This is a genomic window from Lysinibacillus parviboronicapiens (genome assembly GCF_003049605.2).
In the GTDB taxonomy this organism is placed as follows: domain Bacteria; phylum Bacillota; class Bacilli; order Bacillales_A; family Planococcaceae; genus Lysinibacillus; species Lysinibacillus parviboronicapiens.
Map to the genome: position 1 here is coordinate 1,382,009 of NZ_CP073713.1, position 18,640 is coordinate 1,400,648.

Below are 18,640 nucleotides of genomic sequence, written 5' to 3' on the forward strand. Positions count from 1 at the left end.
TTTTTTTGTTTGCCCGAAATGGTAGAGAAGTCATACTTTTATAAAATTCATAAAAATCATACAATTCTATCGGAAAACTTGTTATAATAGAAATAATAGTCAAAAAGGAGTTGTTAGCAGTGGAACGCGAAAAAACAAATGTAGAGAGTTTCGATCTTGATCATACGAAAGTAACCGCACCATATGTTCGCTTGGCGGGAGTAAAAGCAGGTAGAAATGGCGATGAAGTATACAAATACGATATTCGTTTGAAACAGCCCAACAAGGAACATATGGACATGCCAGCTTTACATTCTTTAGAGCATTTATCGGCAGATATTATCCGAAACTATTCAGATAATATCGTTGATTTCAGTCCGATGGGATGTCAAACAGGTTTCTATGTGTCATTAATAAATCATAATGATTATGATGACTTATTAACTATTTTGGAAAAAACATTTACAGATGTTACAAAAGCAACGGCAGTACCTGCTTGCAATGAAGTGCAGTGTGGCTGGGCAGCAAGCCATAGCCTTGAAGGTGCTCAAACATTAGCACAAGAATTTTTAGCTAAACGCGATGAATGGCCTATCGTTTTCGCCGAATAAAACAATAAAAGCGGTTGGGTCAAAAGAGAAAAAGTGTTAGATTGACTGATGTCGATCTAACACTTTTTTGCTGTAAACGTTGATGTCCACTACGGCGGACGCTTTCCAGGGGCGTGGCCTTCGATACCATCAACTAGTGCTCTCTTCTAAATTTTATTTATGCCAAAAGGAAGAACGTCTAAATTTTTCTTCATTTTAGATAGGGAAAATTTAATAATACCTTTGCTGCTCTTTCTTAAAATTTAAAGTTTTGTCCCAGCCTCTTACTTATCGTCCGATTTCAGCCATTAAAAGTGAAAGGGAATGACATTGGACGAAGAAGATTCATGCAAAATTTTTTGATAGATAAAACTTTCTAAAAAATCATGTATCAGTTCCTCATATTCAGCCATATTTTCATTAAAGGATTGCGCATGAGCCCCTGTATCAAAAAGTTTTAATTTTCTAGGTCCTACTTTCTTATTGTATAAATCCAGTGACATCGAAGCCGGAATAAACGTGTCCGGAATACTATGGATAAAGAGTACGGGCTTCTCAATATGTGTAACAGCTTCGGCCGGAGTGACGTTTTTAAACGAATAGCCATCACGTAGGCGGACAAAAAAATCTGCAAAACCGATTGGAATAATTGAGCCATACTTAAATTCTTTTTTGGCTATTTGTTTAAGCAACATTGAAAAGTCTGAAAATGCACAGTCAGAAATGTAAAAATCGGCACCGTCCTCAACAGTCCCTGCATACAGCAACATTGTTGCAGCACCCATTGATTCTCCATGAATACCTAGAATGGCATTTTCCCCAATCATAGCTTTAACGGTTTTAACAACTGCATCAAGGTCGTTTTTTTCATAATAGCCATAGCTCGTAGTTTTACCACCTGACTCCCCATGTCTACGATGGTCAAAAATAACGGAATTATAGCCAAGACGTTCAAATAGGCGTGCATATTTGACGGAATTAATTTTATTTTCGGTTACACCATGGCAGATGATGATAGTATTATTCGTTTGCAGTGGCTGAAACATAATCCCTCGAATGGAATAGCCATTGGGTGAGTCGATATTTAATTCGCATTTAAAGTTTTGATTGTACCAGACCTCATCGAAACGTTTGGCAGTTGTTTCACGTTCACGAATAAATTCTGGATCTTTTTGCTGAATATACATTAATTTATTGGAAAGCGCAAAGCCGAACAGACCTGTTACTGCAGCGGCAAGCGTCGTTGTAATACCTGAAAATAACAGCATTTTCTTCTTCATCTTCAACACCTCCACATCCTGTTTCTTTTGTTGTTCAGACATTGGCACTACACGGAAAAGGTTCCCTCAGCCGCGAAAGCACTTTCTTACTTGTAATGTTCCCAACTAAGATTGTTTAAAACACGACAACATTTTACAATAACTTTTGAAAAAGTGCGATTATTTCTGTTATCGAAAATCGTCAAAACATTTGTTAAAATATACATATCTGCTAGTAGCATATGCATGCAGTGTTGATTTTTGAACGGGGAAAAGGGGAGAATGATTATGACAAACGAGGTAGTAATTGTAAGTGCTGTGCGCACTGCGATTGGTTCATTCCAGGGAACATTAAAGGATGTACCAGCAACAACTCTGGGTAGTATCGTTATTAAAGAAGCATTAGCACGTGCAGGCGTAACAGGTGAACAGGTCGATGAAGTCATTATGGGGAATGTTTTATCGGCAGGGCTTGGTCAAAATCCAGCACGTCAAGCAGCAATGGCAGCGGGCTTACCACAAGAAGTGCCAGCGTTAACAATCAATAAAGTATGTGGCTCAGGATTAAAAGCAGTCCATTTAGCAGCACAGGCAATTTTAGCGGGTGATGCTGATATCATCGTCGCAGGTGGCTTTGAAAATATGAGTCAAGCTCCTTATGTCCTAAAAAATGCACGTGAGGGCTTCCGCATGGGTGATCAGAAAGTAGTGGATACGATGATTCATGATGGTTTATGGTGTGCCTTCCATGACTATCATATGGGAATCACAGCCGAAAATTTATGTGACGCTTATGAAATTTCTCGTGAGGAGCAGGATACTTTTGCTGCACGTTCACAACAACGCGCAGAAGCCGCGATGGCAGCAGGGAAATTTGACGACGAAATCGTAGCCGTAGAAATTCCCCAACGCAAGGGAGAACCTATTATTTTTGACAAAGACGAATTCCCGCGTGCAGGTGTTACAGCTGAAGCATTATCGAAACTACGTCCAGCCTTTAAGAAGGACGGCTCTGTGACAGCAGCAAATGCTTCGGGCATAAATGATGGTGCTGCAGCAGTTGTCGTGATGTCGAAAGAAAAGGCATTAGCACTTGGTATTCAACCAATAGCACAAATTTCGGCAAATGCAAGTGCAGGTGTTGACCCTTCGATTATGGGAACTGGACCTGTAACTGCGGTGAAGAAAGCATTGGCAAAAGCGAATGTATCATTAACAGATGTAGATTTAATTGAAGCAAATGAAGCGTTTGCGGCACAATCGATTGCTGTGGATCGCGAACTAGGCTTCAATCATGATAAACTAAATGTGAACGGGGGAGCAATTGCTCTTGGTCACCCGATTGGTGCAAGTGGTGCACGTATTTTAGTGACGCTTTTACATGAGATGGAAAAGCGTGATGCCAAAACCGGTCTTGCAACACTATGTATCGGTGGTGGACAAGGCGTAGCAACAGTTGTACAACGCCCTTAATCGAAATTTTACTTAGTTGTCGTTTAAGAAATACTAGCCTCTAGCGAATGTCACAGATGTTTGTTAAAACTGAATGAAACAATGCTGAGGTGTAACTGATATCTAGAAGGTGAAAGAAATGGGAAAAAAAAGAAAACAGCAACAACGAGTAGACGATAGTGTAACTGCAGGTTTACCAAAGCAGCAGGCAGTAACATTAGCTGATCAGCTTGGAGGCGACGTGCTTGCTAAGTTAAAAGCCGCCAAGCAAGATTTAACTGCGAAAGAGCAGGCAGCAGAAGAAGAGCGTCAAGCTAAGCTAGCTTTCGAGCGCAAGCAACGTGAGAAAAATAAATCGTTTGAGGAACTACTCAACGAATACGGTGACAAAGGCTCGAAGTTCTAAGAAAAAACAGTGAATCCACATGTGGGTTCACTGTTTTTTATCTTGCTAGAAGAGTGAAAGGTGTCTTTAGTATGTTTCAAATCAATTATTTTTGTAATGCCAGTATTCATTTCAATTGTGACTTGATCTACTCCGAAAGAATTGTGTGGTCCAAAATAATTATTTATTTCTAATGTAATTTCATACGCTGCTCTGATCCCGTATAATTGTTTAATTATTACTATTTTTGTATCCTAGGCAGCCCATTGTGATAAACTTGAGAGATTTTTATAAAGCTCACCAATGCTTTATCGTACTTGGCAGGAGCATAAAAAATGATAAGAGCACACATAAGATAATATATCTTATCAAAGTTATTCACCGCTATAAAGGTAGTATTCCATTCGATCGGTCGTTAACTCTATATAAAATAAAAAAGGCGAGTTCTTAAAGCTCTCACCTTTTGTTTTTCTCGTAAATTATTGTTTTTTGTTGGTTTGTTGATTTGTGTCGTAATTGGTTAGATTAATTTTATTTTTTACTTTTGCGTCCCATTCAGCAGAAAATTCTTCATTTAGAGTTTCGTCGGGCTTACTGTCATTAGTAGTATTATTGTATTTAAAAACATCAGAGGGGTTGTGCTTGTTTTCGCTCATCTTCTTATTGTTATTTTTACGCATGGTTTTTCACCTCCTCGCATTTAATGTGCGCACTATAGGTGGTTTTATGCTCAATAGCAGGCATTTGAAATTACGTAGATAGTAAACTTTAAAGCGCTGTAAGGATAGATGGTTGTGCAGTAATAAAGGTTATTAGGCGTATTTGTAGAATCCATAACTAAACGAAAACTTCGTGGATACTGAATTGTTAAAAATTACATAAGGAGAGATGAAATGTTTCCTACATTAGAAACACAAAGACTAGTATTAAGGGAAATTAAACAAGAGGATGCACAGGGGATTTTTAATTGTTTCTCCAATCGTGATGTCACACGATATTATGGGCAAGATACATTCGAAAGTGTTGAACAAGCTGCGAAGTTCGTTGAATTTTTCTCGAATCTCTATACGGAAAAACGAGGTATTCGTTGGGGAATTGAAATAAAGGGTAGCAGTGGAATAATTGGAACAATTGGATTTAATGCATGGCTTCCCAAACATAAACGCGCAGAAATTGGCTATGAAATACATCCTGACTATTGGCGCAATGGTTACACTACGGAAGCTGTAACAAGCGTGTTATCGTATGGTTTTGAAGAACTAGATTTAACGCGCATTGGTGCTGTTGTTTTTATAGAAAATGAAGCTTCCAACAAGTTACTAACGAAAATAGGCTTTCAACAAGAGGGCATATTGAGAGACTATATGTATCAAGATGGGCAAGCCCATGACACGTTTGTTTATTCACTGTTAAGAAGTTGATAGGTCTGAGATAATGATTTTTGGGAATATTTACAATTTAACGTATAAATGATAAAATAAATAAACTTCAAATAGGGGATTACAGATGTGTACCAATTCTTTATCCCTTCATTTATTATGGAAGAAAAAAATAATGGGGGACGCTGCCAATAACGTATAACTCTTTATAGATTAGTTTGAGTCTTTTGAGAAGACCTACAAATTATGATTGGAGAGCAAAATGATTGCATTAAACACTGAAAGATTAACGTTAATCCCATTAAACGCTGACAATCTGAAATTACTAATTGATCATCAAAATGGATTGGCAGCAGCGTTATCATTAAGTAATTCAGAGGTATTTCTTGATGAAGAGCTTAGACATGCTTTGAAATTCAGACTTTCAAAATTATTAGCAGATGAGCACAATTATTTATGGCACACGAATTGGTTAATCGTATCGAAAGAAAAAAACTGTACAGTTGGTGGCATTATGATGAAGGGACTTCCCAATGACAAAGGAGAAGTGGTAATCGGTTACTACACCTTTGTACCTTATCAAGGAAACGGTTATATGACGGAGACGATTAATACAATGAAAAATTGGTTATTAAGCCAGCCTGATGTTATGTTTGTGATTGCAGATACCGAAAAAGACAATCTTGCCTCACACAAGGTATTAGAAAAAGCAGGCGCACAACTATTTAAAGAAACGGAAGAATTATATTTTTGGAGATTTTTTTGAAATATGTTGTCGCAAAGATAGATAACGATCTCATTGTGGTTGCTTTTAGCACCTAAAATAGATTTGTGAATAAGACAAAATGGGACAGTCCTGCATCGCGCGGACTGTCCTTCTACTGTTAAAATAAGCCGTTATTTAACGGTGTGTTCACATTATACCTTTATACCTTGCGTACTTTCCTCACTAGCACGACAATACCAACAAAAACAATCGCACCAGCTGTGTCAACAACTACATCTTGAGCGCTCATCATACGTCCAGGTGTAAAGCTTTGGCGAAATTCATCGAGCAACGCAATAAGCATTGTGCCAAAGATAGCAACAAACGCAGCATAACGGCGTTTACCCCATGTAAAATAAAGTCCAAGTGCTATACAGCCAAACCCCACAAAATGAGTGAGTTTACGAATTAAAAATTCGACAAACTTAAAGTAGCCACGTTCTTCAATAGAAACAACGGTGTCCCAATAAGGAATATGTAAGCGAGACAATTGTTGTTCAAAAGGCTTATTTGCCAAAACTTCCTCCAACTCAGGAATAATAGATTGCTGTTCATAGGTCATGCTTGAAGATATTACAAGTATGACTAAAAAGGCGAGTAAGATAAGCCATTTTTTCATCGGTGATCTTGATATTGCTCGGCTTTTGTTAATTGCTTGGCCGTTGCGAAATCCGATAGCCCTAAAGAATTTTCGTAGGCGGTTAAGGTTTGGGCAAGTTGCTCCTGTGAACTAGCACCAACGACGGTTGAAGCGATTACTGTTTCTTTCAGATTAAAGGCTAATGCGAGCGCGTGTAAATCGTCATAATGTTTTGCTAAACTTGCTAATGTCGGCGCTAACTCCGCTGCCGTATAAGCGTTATAGCTATGTTCGCGTTGTAAGCGTTCTTTCCAAGTATTAGTCAATAAACCTTTTGCAACAGTACCTCGTGTAACGACTGAAGCGCCTTCATTCCCGATGAAATCAAACCACTCTTCTGGGCGGCGATCGAGCATACTATACTGCATCATGACAATTTTCGCCGAACTTGCTGGCAAAAATCGTTGGAGTACGTTTGGTCGAATAGAAGAAATACCGTATGCACGAATCAGTCCATCTTTTTTCAAATCTTCAAAGGTATGAATAATACCATCCCAATCGTCCTCTATTGTTCCTCCATGAAGCTGATAGACATCAATATAATCTGTGCCTAGCCGTTGTAAGCTCGCATGTACCGCCTCTTTTATATAAGAAGGGGAAGCATCCCAGTGCCAACCGTCCACACCCTCTGTCCAACGATTGCCAACCTTTGTTGCTAAAATTATATCCTGTCGGCGTTTTCCTAACGTTTCCCCAATAATTGCCTCATTAACACCAAAATCATATAAATCGGCTGTATCGAAATAATTAATTCCTGCATCTAGTGCCATATCGACAATGCTAGCTGCCTGCTCCTTATCTGTCGAAAGAGACATACCTCCTAAACTAATTTCTGATATGAATAAATCACTTGAACCTAGTTGTCTTTTTTTCAAGTCAATTACCTCCTTCGAATCTTCTACTTAATGGTACAATGAAAAGTATCTGAAGAACAAGCGAGGTTGGAGCTATGAAAAAGTTTGAAGAAAAAACGACACAGACAACAGCTATATTTGACGGAAAAATTGTGAAACTACAGGTCGATGAAGTGATATTACCGAATGGCAATATGGCCAAACGTGAAATTATTAAGCATCCAGGCGCAGTAGCAGTCATTGCCATTACGCATGAAGGCAAGCTTGTGATGGTTGAGCAGTATCGGAAAGCGCTAGAACGTTCAATTATCGAAATTCCTGCAGGTAAGCTTGAGCCAGGTGAAGAGCCAATTGTCACAGCACGTCGAGAATTAGAAGAAGAAACGGGCTATGGTGCAAAGGAATTTATATTTTTACAAACATTTGCAACGTCACCAGGCTTTGCGGATGAGGTCATTCATCTGTTTGTAGCAAAGGATTTATACCACATTGAAAACAAAGCAGCTTTAGATGAAGATGAGTTTGTCGAATTACTAGAAGTTTCGTTGGAAGAGGCACAAGCAATGGTGTCAGATGAGCGTATCTATGACGCCAAGACTGCGTTTGCAGTACTTTGGCTAGCATTACAGGAAGTCAAATAATCTTTAGCATAATAGAAGCGGACGAGCATAAGCTGTACAAACCTTGATAGAAAAGGAGCATGCTTATGTCTCGTACGGTTTCTATATTTTATCACGCATCGATTGTTGCAGTGAGCTTCGTTTGTGGCGTCATCTGCTTTCATATTATTGGTGGGGCGAATGCGGAGCCTTTTATTTTATTTATAGAACCACGTTTAGCAGATGGGGACAGGCAGTCCATTTTTCGTTTAATATTGCCTGTTGCTGTTTCCGTTGCTATTGTGTTATTGCTTGCAACACATAGCGTGTTGAAAGTTTTAGTGCGTGTCACGGTCGCAATGCGCGCAACTTTCTTTGGCTTTAGTTCGGTATTTTTACTCCAAAAACTAGAAGCATTTTGGCTTTATACGATTTGGTGGTTCCCATTTCAACTCATCTATTGTATATTGTTGCTAGTCCTTTGCAATTTACTTGTTCCCGCGTGGTCAAAGCGAAAGATCGGGAAAAAGATGAATGGGCGGACAATTTTGTTGAATTTTATCGCTTTTTTCATCATAATAGTTGCTGAGTTTATCGTAATATCTTATGTATTAAAATGATTCATAAATTTGTAAAAATGTAGCCACAGGTAAAAATATGTAATGTCATATTTGAAATCTAATCACTATCTTGTAATAGGATTTACTCCTTTGGTATAATGGAATGAGTTTAGGGGGGCGTCACATGGAGAGCCGAATTGATCGTATAAAAAAACAGTTGCACAGTGCTAGTTACAAGCTGACGCCGCAGCGAGAAGCAACAGTTGCTGTATTGCTTGAGCACGAAGAGGACCATTTAAGTGCGGAAGATGTTTATCTTTTAGTAAAAGATAAAGCGCCTGAAATTGGTCTAGCTACTGTCTATAGAACGTTAGAGTTACTAACAGAGCTCAAAATTGTCGACAAAATCAACTTTGGCGATGGCGTATCGCGCTATGATTTACGCCAAGAGGGAGCTGCGCATTTCCATCATCATCTTGTTTGTATCGAATGTGGTGCTGTTGATGAAATCCAAGAAGACTTACTTGAAGATGTGGAAGCCGTTGTTGAAAAGCGTTGGAACTTTATTATAAAAGACCACCGTCTAACTTTCCACGGTATTTGCTGGCGCTGTCATGATAAAAACGACGAAAAAGATGAAGAACAATAACGAGAAGCTGTCTGATGAAGATCTAGAAATGGATTGAATCAGACAGTTTTTTGTTGTGTCAAAAGCTTGCCATGCGTTAGAGTCGACAGGCAGACATCATGTTGAGATAGAACTTGTCGTCGACGGCAATAAAGCAGGGCTGTAGCACTATTATCGAGCGCAGTAAAAGGCGTTTTTAGCACTTTTTTTAGTTTGCGTGCTAAAATAGAGAATAATTGACAGTAAGGGGGGCGTTGTGATGAGTGACTTTCATTATGCAATAGAGGATTATATCCATTTTATCCAAGTTGAGCGGCAATTATCGATTAATACATTAGCATCCTATCGCCGAGATTTAGAAAATTATGTGCAGTTCTTACAGGAAGCTGAGGGCATGTCTAGTTTCCATAAAGTGGAACGGACGACGATTTTACGCCATCTAGAGCAGCTACGTATGCAAGGCAAGACGAGTCGTACAGTTGCGCGCCATATTTCTTCTATTCGGAGTTTCCATCAATTTCTGCTTCGCGAAAAACGTACGGAAACAGATCCAACTGTGCATTTAGAGATGCCAACAATTGAACAAAAGCTGCCGAATATCCTTTCTATTGAAGAAATCGAATCCTTACTAATAGCTCCGAATCGCAGTAAGCCTCAGGGAGTTCGTGATGTCGCTATGCTTGAGCTATTATATGGCTCAGGAATGCGTATTAGCGAACTGATTGCACTTGATTTAGCTGATATCCACCTGACAATGGGTTTTGTCCGTGTTTTTGGCAAGGGCGGCAAAGAGCGTATTATACCGCTCGGGAAAAGTGCCCTGTCAGCATTAAGTGCTTATTTAGATGGCGCACGAGGTCAATTGCAAGGGAAATACCCAAAAACAGATGCGTTTTTTATTAATCAAAGAGGGAAACGTTTAACAAGGCAAGGTTGTTGGAAATTAATGAAGGAGCATGCTTTAAAGGCAGGCATCCAACATGAGCTAACACCGCATACATTGCGACATTCCTTTGCGACACATTTAGTGGAAAATGGGGCGGATTTACGGGCGGTACAGGAAATGTTGGGACATGCTGATATATCCACAACACAAATCTATACACATATTAGTAAAACACGACTATCCGAGGTATATAAGCAATTCCATCCACGCGCGTAATTTTTTTACCTTAGTCGGATGTCTGACCTTTATTTTTCACTGGTTTTTGGTAAAATAGAGTCGTGAGATTAGGAGGCAATAATTATGAATAAAACATTTAAAAAAATCCACGTAGTGGTTATGGACTCAGTTGGTATTGGTGAAGCACCAGACGCTGCAAACTTTGGAGATGTGGGCTCTCATACATTAGGACACATCGCTGAACAAATGAATGGGCTTACAATGCCGAATATGGAAGCGTTTGGCTTAGCGAACATTGAGCCGCTACAAGGTATGCAAGCAGCAAACGCACCGCAAGCGTACTACGGTAAAATGCAGGAAGCCTCAGTAGGTAAAGATACGATGACTGGACACTGGGAAATTATGGGGTTGCATATTGATAAACCATTCAAAGTGTACCCAGAAGGTTTCCCAGCAGAGCTTATTGCGGAGCTTGAAAAACGTACTGGCCGTAAAGTGCTGTGCAATAAACCTGCAAGTGGCACACAAGTTATTGAGGATTTTGGCCAAGAGCACATGGAGACAGGGGCATTGATTGTTTATACATCTGCTGATCCTGTACTACAAATCGCGGCACACGAAGAGATAATTCCACTAGAGGAATTATATAAAATTTGTGAAATTGCCCGCGAATTAACATTGCAACCTGAGTATTTAGTTGGGCGTGTTATTGCTCGTCCGTTCATTGGTACACCTGGAAACTTTACACGTACGTCAAATCGTCATGACTATGCATTAAAACCATTCGGTCGCACAACGATGAATGCATTGCAAGATGCAAATCTAGACGTTATTGCAATTGGGAAGATATCTGATATTTTCAATGGCGAAGGTGTAACAGATGCCATTCGTACAAAAAATAATATGGATGGTATGGATAAATTTGCAGAGGTTGCACGTCGTGATTTTCGCGGTATAAGCTTTTTAAATTTAGTAGACTTTGATGCAAATTTCGGGCATCGTCGTGATTCACTTGGCTATGGCAATGCGTTACAAGAATTTGACGCGCGTCTTCCGGAAATTTTACAGGCAATGACTGAGGACGATTTATTGATTATTACGGCAGACCACGGAAATGATCCAACATTCCCGGGGACAGACCATACACGTGAATATGTGCCACTAATTGTCTATTCACCTCGTTTTAAAGGTGGTAGTGAGCTTACGTTACGTGAAACTTTTGCAGATATTGCAGCAACTGTCGCAGAAAACTTTGACGTTGAAGCACCAGAATTTGGTAAAAGTTTCTTGCATGATTTAAAATAAGGGGGATTTTCTTATGAATATGGCACAGCTGTTTGAAAAGAAAAAGCAAGGCCAAGAGCTAACACAGGCTGAAATAAATTACTTTGTAGAAGGCTACACAACAGGATCTATTCCTGATTATCAAGCGAGCTCCCTTCTAATGGCTATCCGTTTACTAGGCATGACTGATGAAGAAACATTCTTTTTAACGAAGGCAATGATTGAATCAGGTGATGTAATTGATCTAACATCTATTGATGGCTTTAAAATTGACAAGCACTCTACTGGCGGTGTAGGTGATAAAGTAACGCTTATCGTGACACCTATTATTGCTGCACTGGGTATTCCTGTTGCAAAGTTTAGCGGCAAGGGCTTAGGTATAACTGGTGGTACAATCGATAAATTAGAATCTATTCGAGGCTTTAAAACAGAGCTTTCGTCACAGGAGTTTATCGATAATGTCAATAAACATAAAATTGCAGTAGCAGGTCAAACAGGTAATCTCGTACCTGCCGACAAAAAACTTTATGCATTACGAGATGTGACGGGTACTGTCGATTCAATTCCTTTAATTGCTGCATCAATTATGAGCAAAAAAATTGCAAGTGGCGCAGATGGTATTGTGCTAGATGTGAAATGTGGCTCAGGTGCATTTATGAAGACGCAAGAAGAAGCGAAGAAATTAGCGGATGCGATGACAGCGATTGGTGAAAAGTTAGGGCGAAAAGTCATCGCACATATTAGCGATATGGATAATCCGTTAGGGAAAATGATCGGTAATAAGCTCGAGGTTGTGGAGGCACATTCTTTACTTAGCGGTCGCCAGGACGAAACGCATGAAGATTTACTTGAGGAATGTATTATTATTTCTTCTCTTATGTATCAAGTTGCTGCTGGTGAGGATGAAGCGACGGCAACGGCTGCTGTCAAACGTGTGTTAGAAGATGGCTCTGCAGTTGCAAAATTCGAGGAATTTATCGTGGCGCAAGGCGGCGATTTAGCAGATATCGTGCAAAATGATACAGCAAATAAGGTGGCTGTGAAAGCTGCCTCAAACGGTGTTGTGGGAACGATTAATGCTTTGTTAATCGGTGAAGCAAGCGTGGAACTTGGTGCAGGTCGTTTAACGAAGGAATCTGCACTCGATTACGATGCAGGTATTCAACTTGTAGCCAAAAAAGGCGATGCTGTGAAGACAGGCGAAACAATTGCTTATTTATATTCAAATCGTGAAATTGCTGATGAAACAATCAATAAAGTACAAAAAGCCTACACTATGGCATAAATAATATTGAGCGAGAACTCTCCTTACCTTAGGAGGGTTCTTTTTTTGGTTTGGCGGGTCCAAGCTTGTGTTTCATGTCTATGTTCAAACAGCACGGTTTAAATACAGCACGCTGCAAGTTGTTTTCAATGTTTGAAATCTATCCTTATATGCCATAGTGATTAACCTCTAATACAACGAAATCTAACCGTAAAACCAGTATTCCTGCAAAAAGTGTGGCCTACGTTTAAAATATCTTCATTTGTCCCATACTGCATTTAACCTAAAAAGCCATAAGTATGTCGATTTGACACTATTTCGGAAGACTTTGCACTAGTTCTGTCAGGTGCAAGGATTCACCGCATAGAACGTAGAATTGCACGAGGAGGAGGCGATGTTCATGCATTTTCAAATTGAAATGGTAACAAGAGAGACAGTAGTTATACGTTTATATGGGGAGCTCGATCATCATGCAGTAGAACAAATTCGAGCAAAAATTTCATCAGCAATTTTTCAAGGTGCTGTATCGACTATCATTTGGAACTTACAAGGACTGTCCTTTATGGATAGTTCGGGAGTCGGCTTAGTGCTGGGTCGAATGCGTGAGTTAGAGGCTGTCGCAGGACGAACGATATTATTGAATCCATCGCCGACAATGCGAAAAGTATTCCAGTTTTCTGGCTTAGGTCCGTGGATGATGGATGCAACCGAAGAAGAGGCAATTGAGCGAGTTAGGGGGATTGTAAATGGATAACGAAATGACATTAACTTTTTTAGCAATTAGTGAAAACGAAGGCTTGGCACGCGTGGCTGTGACAGGCTTTATCGCACAATTAGATCCGACGATTGATGAGCTATCGGAATTTAAAACGGTTGTCTCGGAGGCTGTTTCTAATGCCATAATTCACGGTTATGAAGAGGATGGTAGAGGCGTTGTTACAGTTCATGCAAAACGTGAGGATGATATTGTAACCGTGTCTGTTATGGATAATGGAATGGGCATCGAGGATGTAAGTCGTGCGATGGAGCCGTTGTTTACAACGAAAAGCGCGATGGAGCGTTCAGGTATGGGCTTTACAATTATGGATAGTTTTTCGGATCAATTGACAGTAATGTCTAAGTGGCAAGAGGGCACAACTGTAACGTTTACGAAGAAATTTTACTCGGTTCGCACAGCGGTCATGTGAGGATGCTAACATGAAGCCACTAGAACAGTCGTCCGATAAGCTATTGTCACAGGAAGAAATGCGTGAGTTAATTGCGCTTTCACAGCAGGGCGATCATGAGGCTCGTAAACGCATGATTGAAGGGAATACGAGGCTTGTGTGGTCCATTGTTCAACGCTTTACTACAAGGGGCGTAGAGCTCGAGGATTTATTTCAAATTGGCTGCATAGGGCTCATGAAGTCGGTGGATAAATTCGATTTATCGTATGATGTGAAGTTTTCAACATATGCGGTACCGATGATCATCGGGGAAATTCAGCGTTTTCTAAGGGATGATGGCATGGTAAAGGTTAGCCGTTCTATACGGGAACTCAACTTTAAAATTCGCCATGCAACCGATGAATTTATCAAAAACAATGAACATCCACCGACCATTCAGGAATTGGCACAGGTGCTTGATGTCACAGCGGAAGAAATTGTGACAGCGTCTGATGCCCTAAGGGATCCCGCTTCCTTACATGAGCAATTGTATGAGAGTGAAGGGGATTCCATCACCCTAATGGACCAAATGAAAGATGAAAAATCTGAGCAGCCGTTTGACTATATACCACTAAAAGAGGTGCTCACACGACTTGATCCAAGAGAGCAATCCATCATTTATTTGCGATATTTTTCCGATTGTACACAAACGGAAATAGCAAACAGGCTAGGCATTTCGCAAGTGCAAGTATCACGTTTAGAGAAAAAGATACTAGCCCAATTAAAGAGCTGGATGGCCACAAGTGCGACAGTCGAGGAGCAGGTAGTAAAAAAAGACATCTAAGAAAATGGTGACAGCATGACAAATAAACTATTTAACAGCTTAGAAGAAGCCGAAAATTTTCTTAAAGATCAGTTTGGGGACGGTGAATCTTTTGACGTAGGCATCAAGCATTTATTTGTCAAGGATTTACCGGTCCTTTGTGCCTATATAAGTGGTCTTGTGGACGGAGAGGCCTTAACGCAATTACTCTCGAGTATGTTGCCCGATGAAGAGGTAGATATTGAAGATGAGCAGGAATATTTTGAAGCTTACTTCAATTTTCATGGCCGTTCGGAGGAAACAGAGCGCAAAGCTTACTTACTGGCCATTTTAAGTGGGCAAGTAACATTTATAACGAAAAGTGGTTATTGTTATGTTGCTGAACTGCGTAATTATCCGGGGCGTTCACCAGAGGAACCTGATAATGAAAAGGTTATACGTGGTTCAAGGGATGGCTTTACTGAAGGGATTTCACAAAATACTGCTTTGATTCGTCGACGAATCCGTAATAGTAATTTACGTTTCGAGCTACATAAAATATCCAAGATTGGTCAAACCGATGTTGCACTGGCGTTTATGAAGGATATTGCGAATGATGAGATGCTCGATAAATTACGACAGCGCCTCGGACAAATTAATCATGATGGACTCACAATGGCTGATAAATCATTAGAGGAGTGGCTATTTAAGCAAAAGTTCCATCCTGTGCCATTTGTCCGTTATACGGAACGTCCTGACATTGCAGCAGCCCACTTACTTGAAGGACATGTGGCTATTTTAGTGGATACCTCACCTTCTGTTATTTTAGTGCCTGCAACAGTTTTTCATTTATTACAGCATGCTGAGGAATATAGGCAGGCGCCTGCCGTTGGGACATTTGTTCGGTTTATGCGTTATTTCGGGACGATAATGGGATTATTATTATTGCCCTTATGGTATTTATTTGCAACTAATGAATCTTTATTGCCTGAAACGCTATCATTTTTAGGTGCTCAGGAAAAGTCTCATGTTCCAATTTTACTGCAAGTACTTATTGCGGATATTGGGATTGAATTCTTGAGGATGGCCGCCATTCACACCCCGTCTCCGTTATCCACTGCGATGGGTTTGGTTGCGGGTGTAATTATTGGACAAATTGCGATTGATGTAGGACTTTTTTCTGCGGAAGTTGTGTTGTATACAGCAGTAGCCGCAATTCTTACGTTTATAATACCGTCATACGAGCTAAGTATTTCCATCAAGCTCTTTAGGCTAGTGTTATTAATAATGACAGGTATTTGGGGTGCAGATGGTCTCTTTATTGGATTATTTATTTTATTTACGTATTTATGTTCACTGCGTCCATTACAAGCGCCGTATTTATGGCCACTAATCCCGTTCTTCCCAAATGCAATGCTTCGGGTTCTTGTCCGTTTCCCGATGACAGCCGATGCACTAAGGCCTTATGTAGTTGCTTCCAAACAGCGAAAAAGGTCATAGGAGCCGTTGCGCTCGTTTTTTCCATGTGATAAAGTTCACATATAGTATTTTGTGATTTTTGCAAAAATTATCTTTTTTCAATAGATGTTTTTTGCGTGCGCAGGCGAAGTTTCAGCATATATTATGTATTGTGCAAGCACAGTTCGTAATGTGGAGGCAATGACGCTAAGGCCGTAGATCACAGGATGGAACGATGTGAAAAGGGAGAGATGCACATGCATTTATATGGAACACAAGCGATTTCTGAAGACGGTCATTTAACAATCGGACAGGTAGACACACTAGAGCTTGCGAAACAATACGGTACACCACTATTTGTGTACGATACAGCGCTTATTCGTAAGCGTGCTCGCGGCTTTATAGATACGTTTAAAAAACTAGGCGTAAAAGCAGAAGTAGCTTATGCTTCAAAAGCATTTGCATGTGTGGCTGTGTATCAGTTAGCGGCACAGGAGAATCTGTCATTGGATGTTGTCTCAGGAGGGGAATTATTTACTGCTTTAAAAGCTGGATTCCCAGCTGAGCGCATACATTTCCACGGTAATAATAAAAGCATTGCCGAATTAGAACTTGCCTTTGACGCAAACATTGGTTGTATCGTAGTAGATAACTTCTACGAAATCGAGCTTTTAAAAGAAATTTCAGAGCGCCGTCAGCAAAAAATACGTATTTTATTGCGTGTTACTCCAGGTGTTGAGGCGCATACTCATGATTTCATTACAACAGGACAGGCGGATTCTAAATTTGGGTTTGACTTAAATAATGGTCAAGCAGATGATGCATTCCAGCAAACATTTAACCATGAATACTTAGAGCTGCTGGGCTTACACTGCCATATAGGCTCTCAAATTTTCGATACAGCTGGCTTTGGCTTAGCAGGTGAAAAATTAATCGATAAAATTTCTGATTGGCACAAGACTCACGATTTTACTTGTACTGTGTTAAACTTAGGTGGGGGCTTTGGTATTCGTTACACAGAAGAAGATGCACCGCTTGAGCCACAAGTATATGTAGAGGATATGATTACAGTTGTTAAAAACAAAGCAACTGTACTTGGTCTTACCATGCCAGAAATTTGGATTGAGCCAGGTCGTTCCCTTGTTGGCGATGCAGGGACATCACTTTATACAATCGGTTCACAAAAAACAGTACCAGATGTGCGCAAATATATTGCGGTCGATGGTGGGATGAGTGACAATATTCGTCCAGCACTATATGATGCGAAATATGAAGCGGTCATTGCCGGTAAGGCAAATGCACCGAAGAGTGAGACGTACACAGTTGCTGGGAAGCTATGTGAGTCAGGTGATAAATTGATTATCGATGCTAAACTGCAAGAGGCAGCTTCAGGTGATGTACTAGCAATCTTCTGTACAGGCGCGTATGGGTACTCAATGGCGAGTAACTACAATCGTGTTCCACGTCCAGCGGTGGTGTTTGCTGAAGATGGCGAGCATCAATTAGCCATCAAACGTGAAAGTTATGAAGATATTGTACAAAACGACCTCCCGCTAACGTTAAAAAAGGGTGAGTAGAATTTGAGAAAAAATAAATGGGTATTACTTGCATCCATTTCAACTTTTATTTTGTTATGGGGCGTTGTTTATTGGGTGTTAGCTTCAAAAGGTATTCTCGGACCTGGTTCGTAAGACAGAAATTGACTTGCGGTAAAAGTACAAATCGTGTAGGATAGTCAAAGATTATGTACAGCTAGAAAAAGAGGGAATAGACAAATATGTTAATTCGATATAAAAAAGCTTTCGAGAAAATAGCGATGGGGCTACTCTCGTTTATGCCTAACGAAAAAGACATAAAAAAGCTCACAGAGACAATCCAATCATATGAAAATGATGATCATTGGGTGTTATATTTGTGGAAAAAGAATGATGAGTATGTTGGTATCGTTGGTCTTGTAATAGACGAAGATACTGCAACAATTCAGCATGTTTCCGTAATCCCTTCTTACAGAGGAGAGGGTGTGGCGAAGGAAATGCTACAAGAAGTGGCAGACCTTGGCCAATACGAAAATGTGCGCGCAACTGATGAAACACGTGAATTTGTTCAAAAATGTATACAATGTATCGATGAAAAAGCAGACGAGTGTTAACGTCTGCTCAGATTGACGACAAAAGGTATTCGGGAATGATCACATTCCGAATACCTTTTGATATTTTATCAGAAATATTCGTACCAAATAGCCCCTATTAACAAGAGTAGTATGCTACAACTATTTTTCGCCATTTTTGGACTTTGCCATGTCCAATTAGCTAGCTTCTTCAAATCCATGGTAGCGGAAGTAAGCATCAGCTGCATGGACAATTTTTTAAATCCCTCAAAAGGTTGTCCAACGTATATACATAGTAGCCACTCTCAGGGCCAGTCGTACTCACCTTGATTTCTTTCATTTCTTCTTTTTCAAACTACTCTGGTG

At 40.1% G+C, this 18,640-nt stretch carries 22 protein-coding genes; 17 read left to right on the top strand and 5 right to left on the bottom strand.

From position 1 onward, the window contains the following. The first annotated feature begins 119 nt into the window (after positions 1 to 119). Positions 120 to 590: an S-ribosylhomocysteine lyase gene (locus tag C9J31_RS06480; RefSeq protein WP_107949762.1), complete on the top strand. Its 471-nt coding sequence runs from the start codon at positions 120 to 122 to the stop codon at positions 588 to 590. A 287-nt stretch (positions 591 to 877) separates the two neighbouring features. On the opposite strand, the gene C9J31_RS06485 is transcribed toward C9J31_RS06480, so the two are convergent. Then, positions 878 to 1,849, bottom strand: a complete 972-nt coding sequence (locus C9J31_RS06485; protein WP_107949760.1) for an alpha/beta hydrolase — start codon at positions 1,847 to 1,849, stop codon at positions 878 to 880. A 267-nt stretch (positions 1,850 to 2,116) separates the two neighbouring features. On the opposite strand from C9J31_RS06485, the gene C9J31_RS06490 reads away from it, so the two are divergent. Both C9J31_RS06490 and C9J31_RS06495 read left to right on the top strand, forming a co-directional pair. Further along, positions 2,117 to 3,301 carry an acetyl-CoA C-acetyltransferase gene (locus C9J31_RS06490; RefSeq protein WP_193767072.1) on the top strand — a complete coding sequence of 395 codons (1,185 nt, stop codon included), beginning with the start codon at positions 2,117 to 2,119 and terminating at the stop codon, positions 3,299 to 3,301. 118 nt (positions 3,302 to 3,419) lie between these two features. Beyond that, positions 3,420 to 3,686 (top strand): YqkE family protein, encoded by a 267-nt coding sequence (locus tag C9J31_RS06495; protein ID WP_054767196.1) that lies wholly within the window; start codon positions 3,420 to 3,422, stop codon positions 3,684 to 3,686. Here C9J31_RS06495 and C9J31_RS24220 read toward each other — a convergent pair. Beyond that, positions 3,683 to 3,910 (bottom strand): DUF3888 domain-containing protein, encoded by a 228-nt coding sequence (locus C9J31_RS24220; protein WP_107949758.1) that lies wholly within the window; start codon positions 3,908 to 3,910, stop codon positions 3,683 to 3,685. The genes C9J31_RS06495 and C9J31_RS24220 overlap by 4 nt on opposite strands. Positions 3,911 to 4,144: 234 nt before the next feature. After that, entirely contained in the window at positions 4,145 to 4,345 is a 201-nt protein-coding gene (locus C9J31_RS06505; RefSeq protein WP_107922953.1) for a hypothetical protein, read from the bottom strand. 213 nt (positions 4,346 to 4,558) lie between these two features. Here C9J31_RS06505 and C9J31_RS06510 point away from each other — a divergent pair, with 213 nt between their 5' ends. Both C9J31_RS06510 and C9J31_RS06515 read left to right on the top strand, forming a co-directional pair. Next, positions 4,559 to 5,086 (top strand): GNAT family N-acetyltransferase, encoded by a 528-nt coding sequence (locus C9J31_RS06510; RefSeq protein WP_107949757.1) that lies wholly within the window; start codon positions 4,559 to 4,561, stop codon positions 5,084 to 5,086. Positions 5,087 to 5,306: 220 nt separating this feature from the next. After that, positions 5,307 to 5,810: a GNAT family N-acetyltransferase gene (locus tag C9J31_RS06515; protein WP_107949754.1), complete on the top strand. Its 504-nt coding sequence runs from the start codon at positions 5,307 to 5,309 to the stop codon at positions 5,808 to 5,810. Between the two features lie 160 nt (positions 5,811 to 5,970). On the opposite strand, the gene C9J31_RS06520 is transcribed toward C9J31_RS06515, so the two are convergent. Together C9J31_RS06520 and C9J31_RS06525 are read right to left on the bottom strand one after the other, a co-directional pair. Beyond that, positions 5,971 to 6,429 carry a VanZ family protein gene (locus tag C9J31_RS06520; protein ID WP_107949753.1) on the bottom strand — a complete coding sequence of 153 codons (459 nt, stop codon included), beginning with the start codon at positions 6,427 to 6,429 and terminating at the stop codon, positions 5,971 to 5,973. Next, complete coding sequence (locus C9J31_RS06525; protein ID WP_107949751.1) at positions 6,426 to 7,325, bottom strand: aldo/keto reductase; 900 nt, start codon at positions 7,323 to 7,325, stop codon at positions 6,426 to 6,428. Before C9J31_RS06525 ends, C9J31_RS06520 begins: the two co-directional genes overlap by 4 nt. A gap of 74 nt (positions 7,326 to 7,399) precedes the next feature. Here C9J31_RS06525 and C9J31_RS06530 point away from each other — a divergent pair, with 74 nt between their 5' ends. The 12 genes from C9J31_RS06530 to C9J31_RS06585 all read left to right on the top strand — a co-directional run bounded on the left by C9J31_RS06530 (position 7,400) and on the right by C9J31_RS06585 (position 18,316). Continuing rightward, a complete protein-coding gene (locus tag C9J31_RS06530) occupies positions 7,400 to 7,945 on the top strand; it encodes an NUDIX domain-containing protein (protein WP_107949749.1) in 546 nt (181 codons plus the stop codon). A 65-nt stretch (positions 7,946 to 8,010) separates the two neighbouring features. Continuing rightward, a complete protein-coding gene (locus C9J31_RS06535; RefSeq protein WP_107922949.1) occupies positions 8,011 to 8,523 on the top strand; it encodes a hypothetical protein in 513 nt (170 codons plus the stop codon). 124 nt (positions 8,524 to 8,647) lie between these two features. Next, on the top strand, positions 8,648 to 9,112 hold the full coding sequence (gene fur, locus C9J31_RS06540; protein ID WP_107922948.1) for a ferric iron uptake transcriptional regulator: 465 nt from the start codon (positions 8,648 to 8,650) through the stop codon (positions 9,110 to 9,112). Between the two features lie 238 nt (positions 9,113 to 9,350). Next, on the top strand, positions 9,351 to 10,253 hold the full coding sequence (xerD, locus tag C9J31_RS06545; protein ID WP_107949747.1) for a site-specific tyrosine recombinase XerD: 903 nt from the start codon (positions 9,351 to 9,353) through the stop codon (positions 10,251 to 10,253). Between the two features lie 84 nt (positions 10,254 to 10,337). Further along, a complete protein-coding gene (deoB, locus tag C9J31_RS06550; protein WP_107949745.1) occupies positions 10,338 to 11,519 on the top strand; it encodes a phosphopentomutase in 1,182 nt (393 codons plus the stop codon). A 13-nt stretch (positions 11,520 to 11,532) separates the two neighbouring features. Then, the gene (locus tag C9J31_RS06555) at positions 11,533 to 12,783 is read left to right on the top strand and encodes a thymidine phosphorylase (RefSeq protein ID WP_107922945.1); all 1,251 of its coding nucleotides are present in this window, start codon (positions 11,533 to 11,535) and stop codon (positions 12,781 to 12,783) included. A 379-nt stretch (positions 12,784 to 13,162) separates the two neighbouring features. Further along, a complete protein-coding gene (gene spoIIAA / locus C9J31_RS06560) occupies positions 13,163 to 13,516 on the top strand; it encodes an anti-sigma F factor antagonist (RefSeq protein WP_054767201.1) in 354 nt (117 codons plus the stop codon). Continuing rightward, positions 13,509 to 13,949: an anti-sigma F factor gene (gene spoIIAB, locus C9J31_RS06565; protein WP_107949743.1), complete on the top strand. Its 441-nt coding sequence runs from the start codon at positions 13,509 to 13,511 to the stop codon at positions 13,947 to 13,949. The genes spoIIAA and spoIIAB overlap by 8 nt, the downstream gene beginning before the upstream one ends. 10 nt (positions 13,950 to 13,959) lie before the next feature. After that, entirely contained in the window at positions 13,960 to 14,751 is a 792-nt protein-coding gene (sigF, locus tag C9J31_RS06570; RefSeq protein ID WP_107922944.1) for an RNA polymerase sporulation sigma factor SigF, read from the top strand. Positions 14,752 to 14,766: 15 nt separating this feature from the next. After that, positions 14,767 to 16,209 carry a spore germination protein gene (locus C9J31_RS06575; RefSeq protein WP_107922943.1) on the top strand — a complete coding sequence of 481 codons (1,443 nt, stop codon included), beginning with the start codon at positions 14,767 to 14,769 and terminating at the stop codon, positions 16,207 to 16,209. Between the two features lie 215 nt (positions 16,210 to 16,424). Next, entirely contained in the window at positions 16,425 to 17,744 is a 1,320-nt protein-coding gene (gene lysA, locus C9J31_RS06580; RefSeq protein ID WP_107949741.1) for a diaminopimelate decarboxylase, read from the top strand. Positions 17,745 to 17,944: 200 nt separating this feature from the next. Beyond that, entirely contained in the window at positions 17,945 to 18,316 is a 372-nt protein-coding gene (locus C9J31_RS06585; protein WP_107922941.1) for a GNAT family N-acetyltransferase, read from the top strand. Positions 18,317 to 18,640 lie beyond the last annotated feature (324 nt).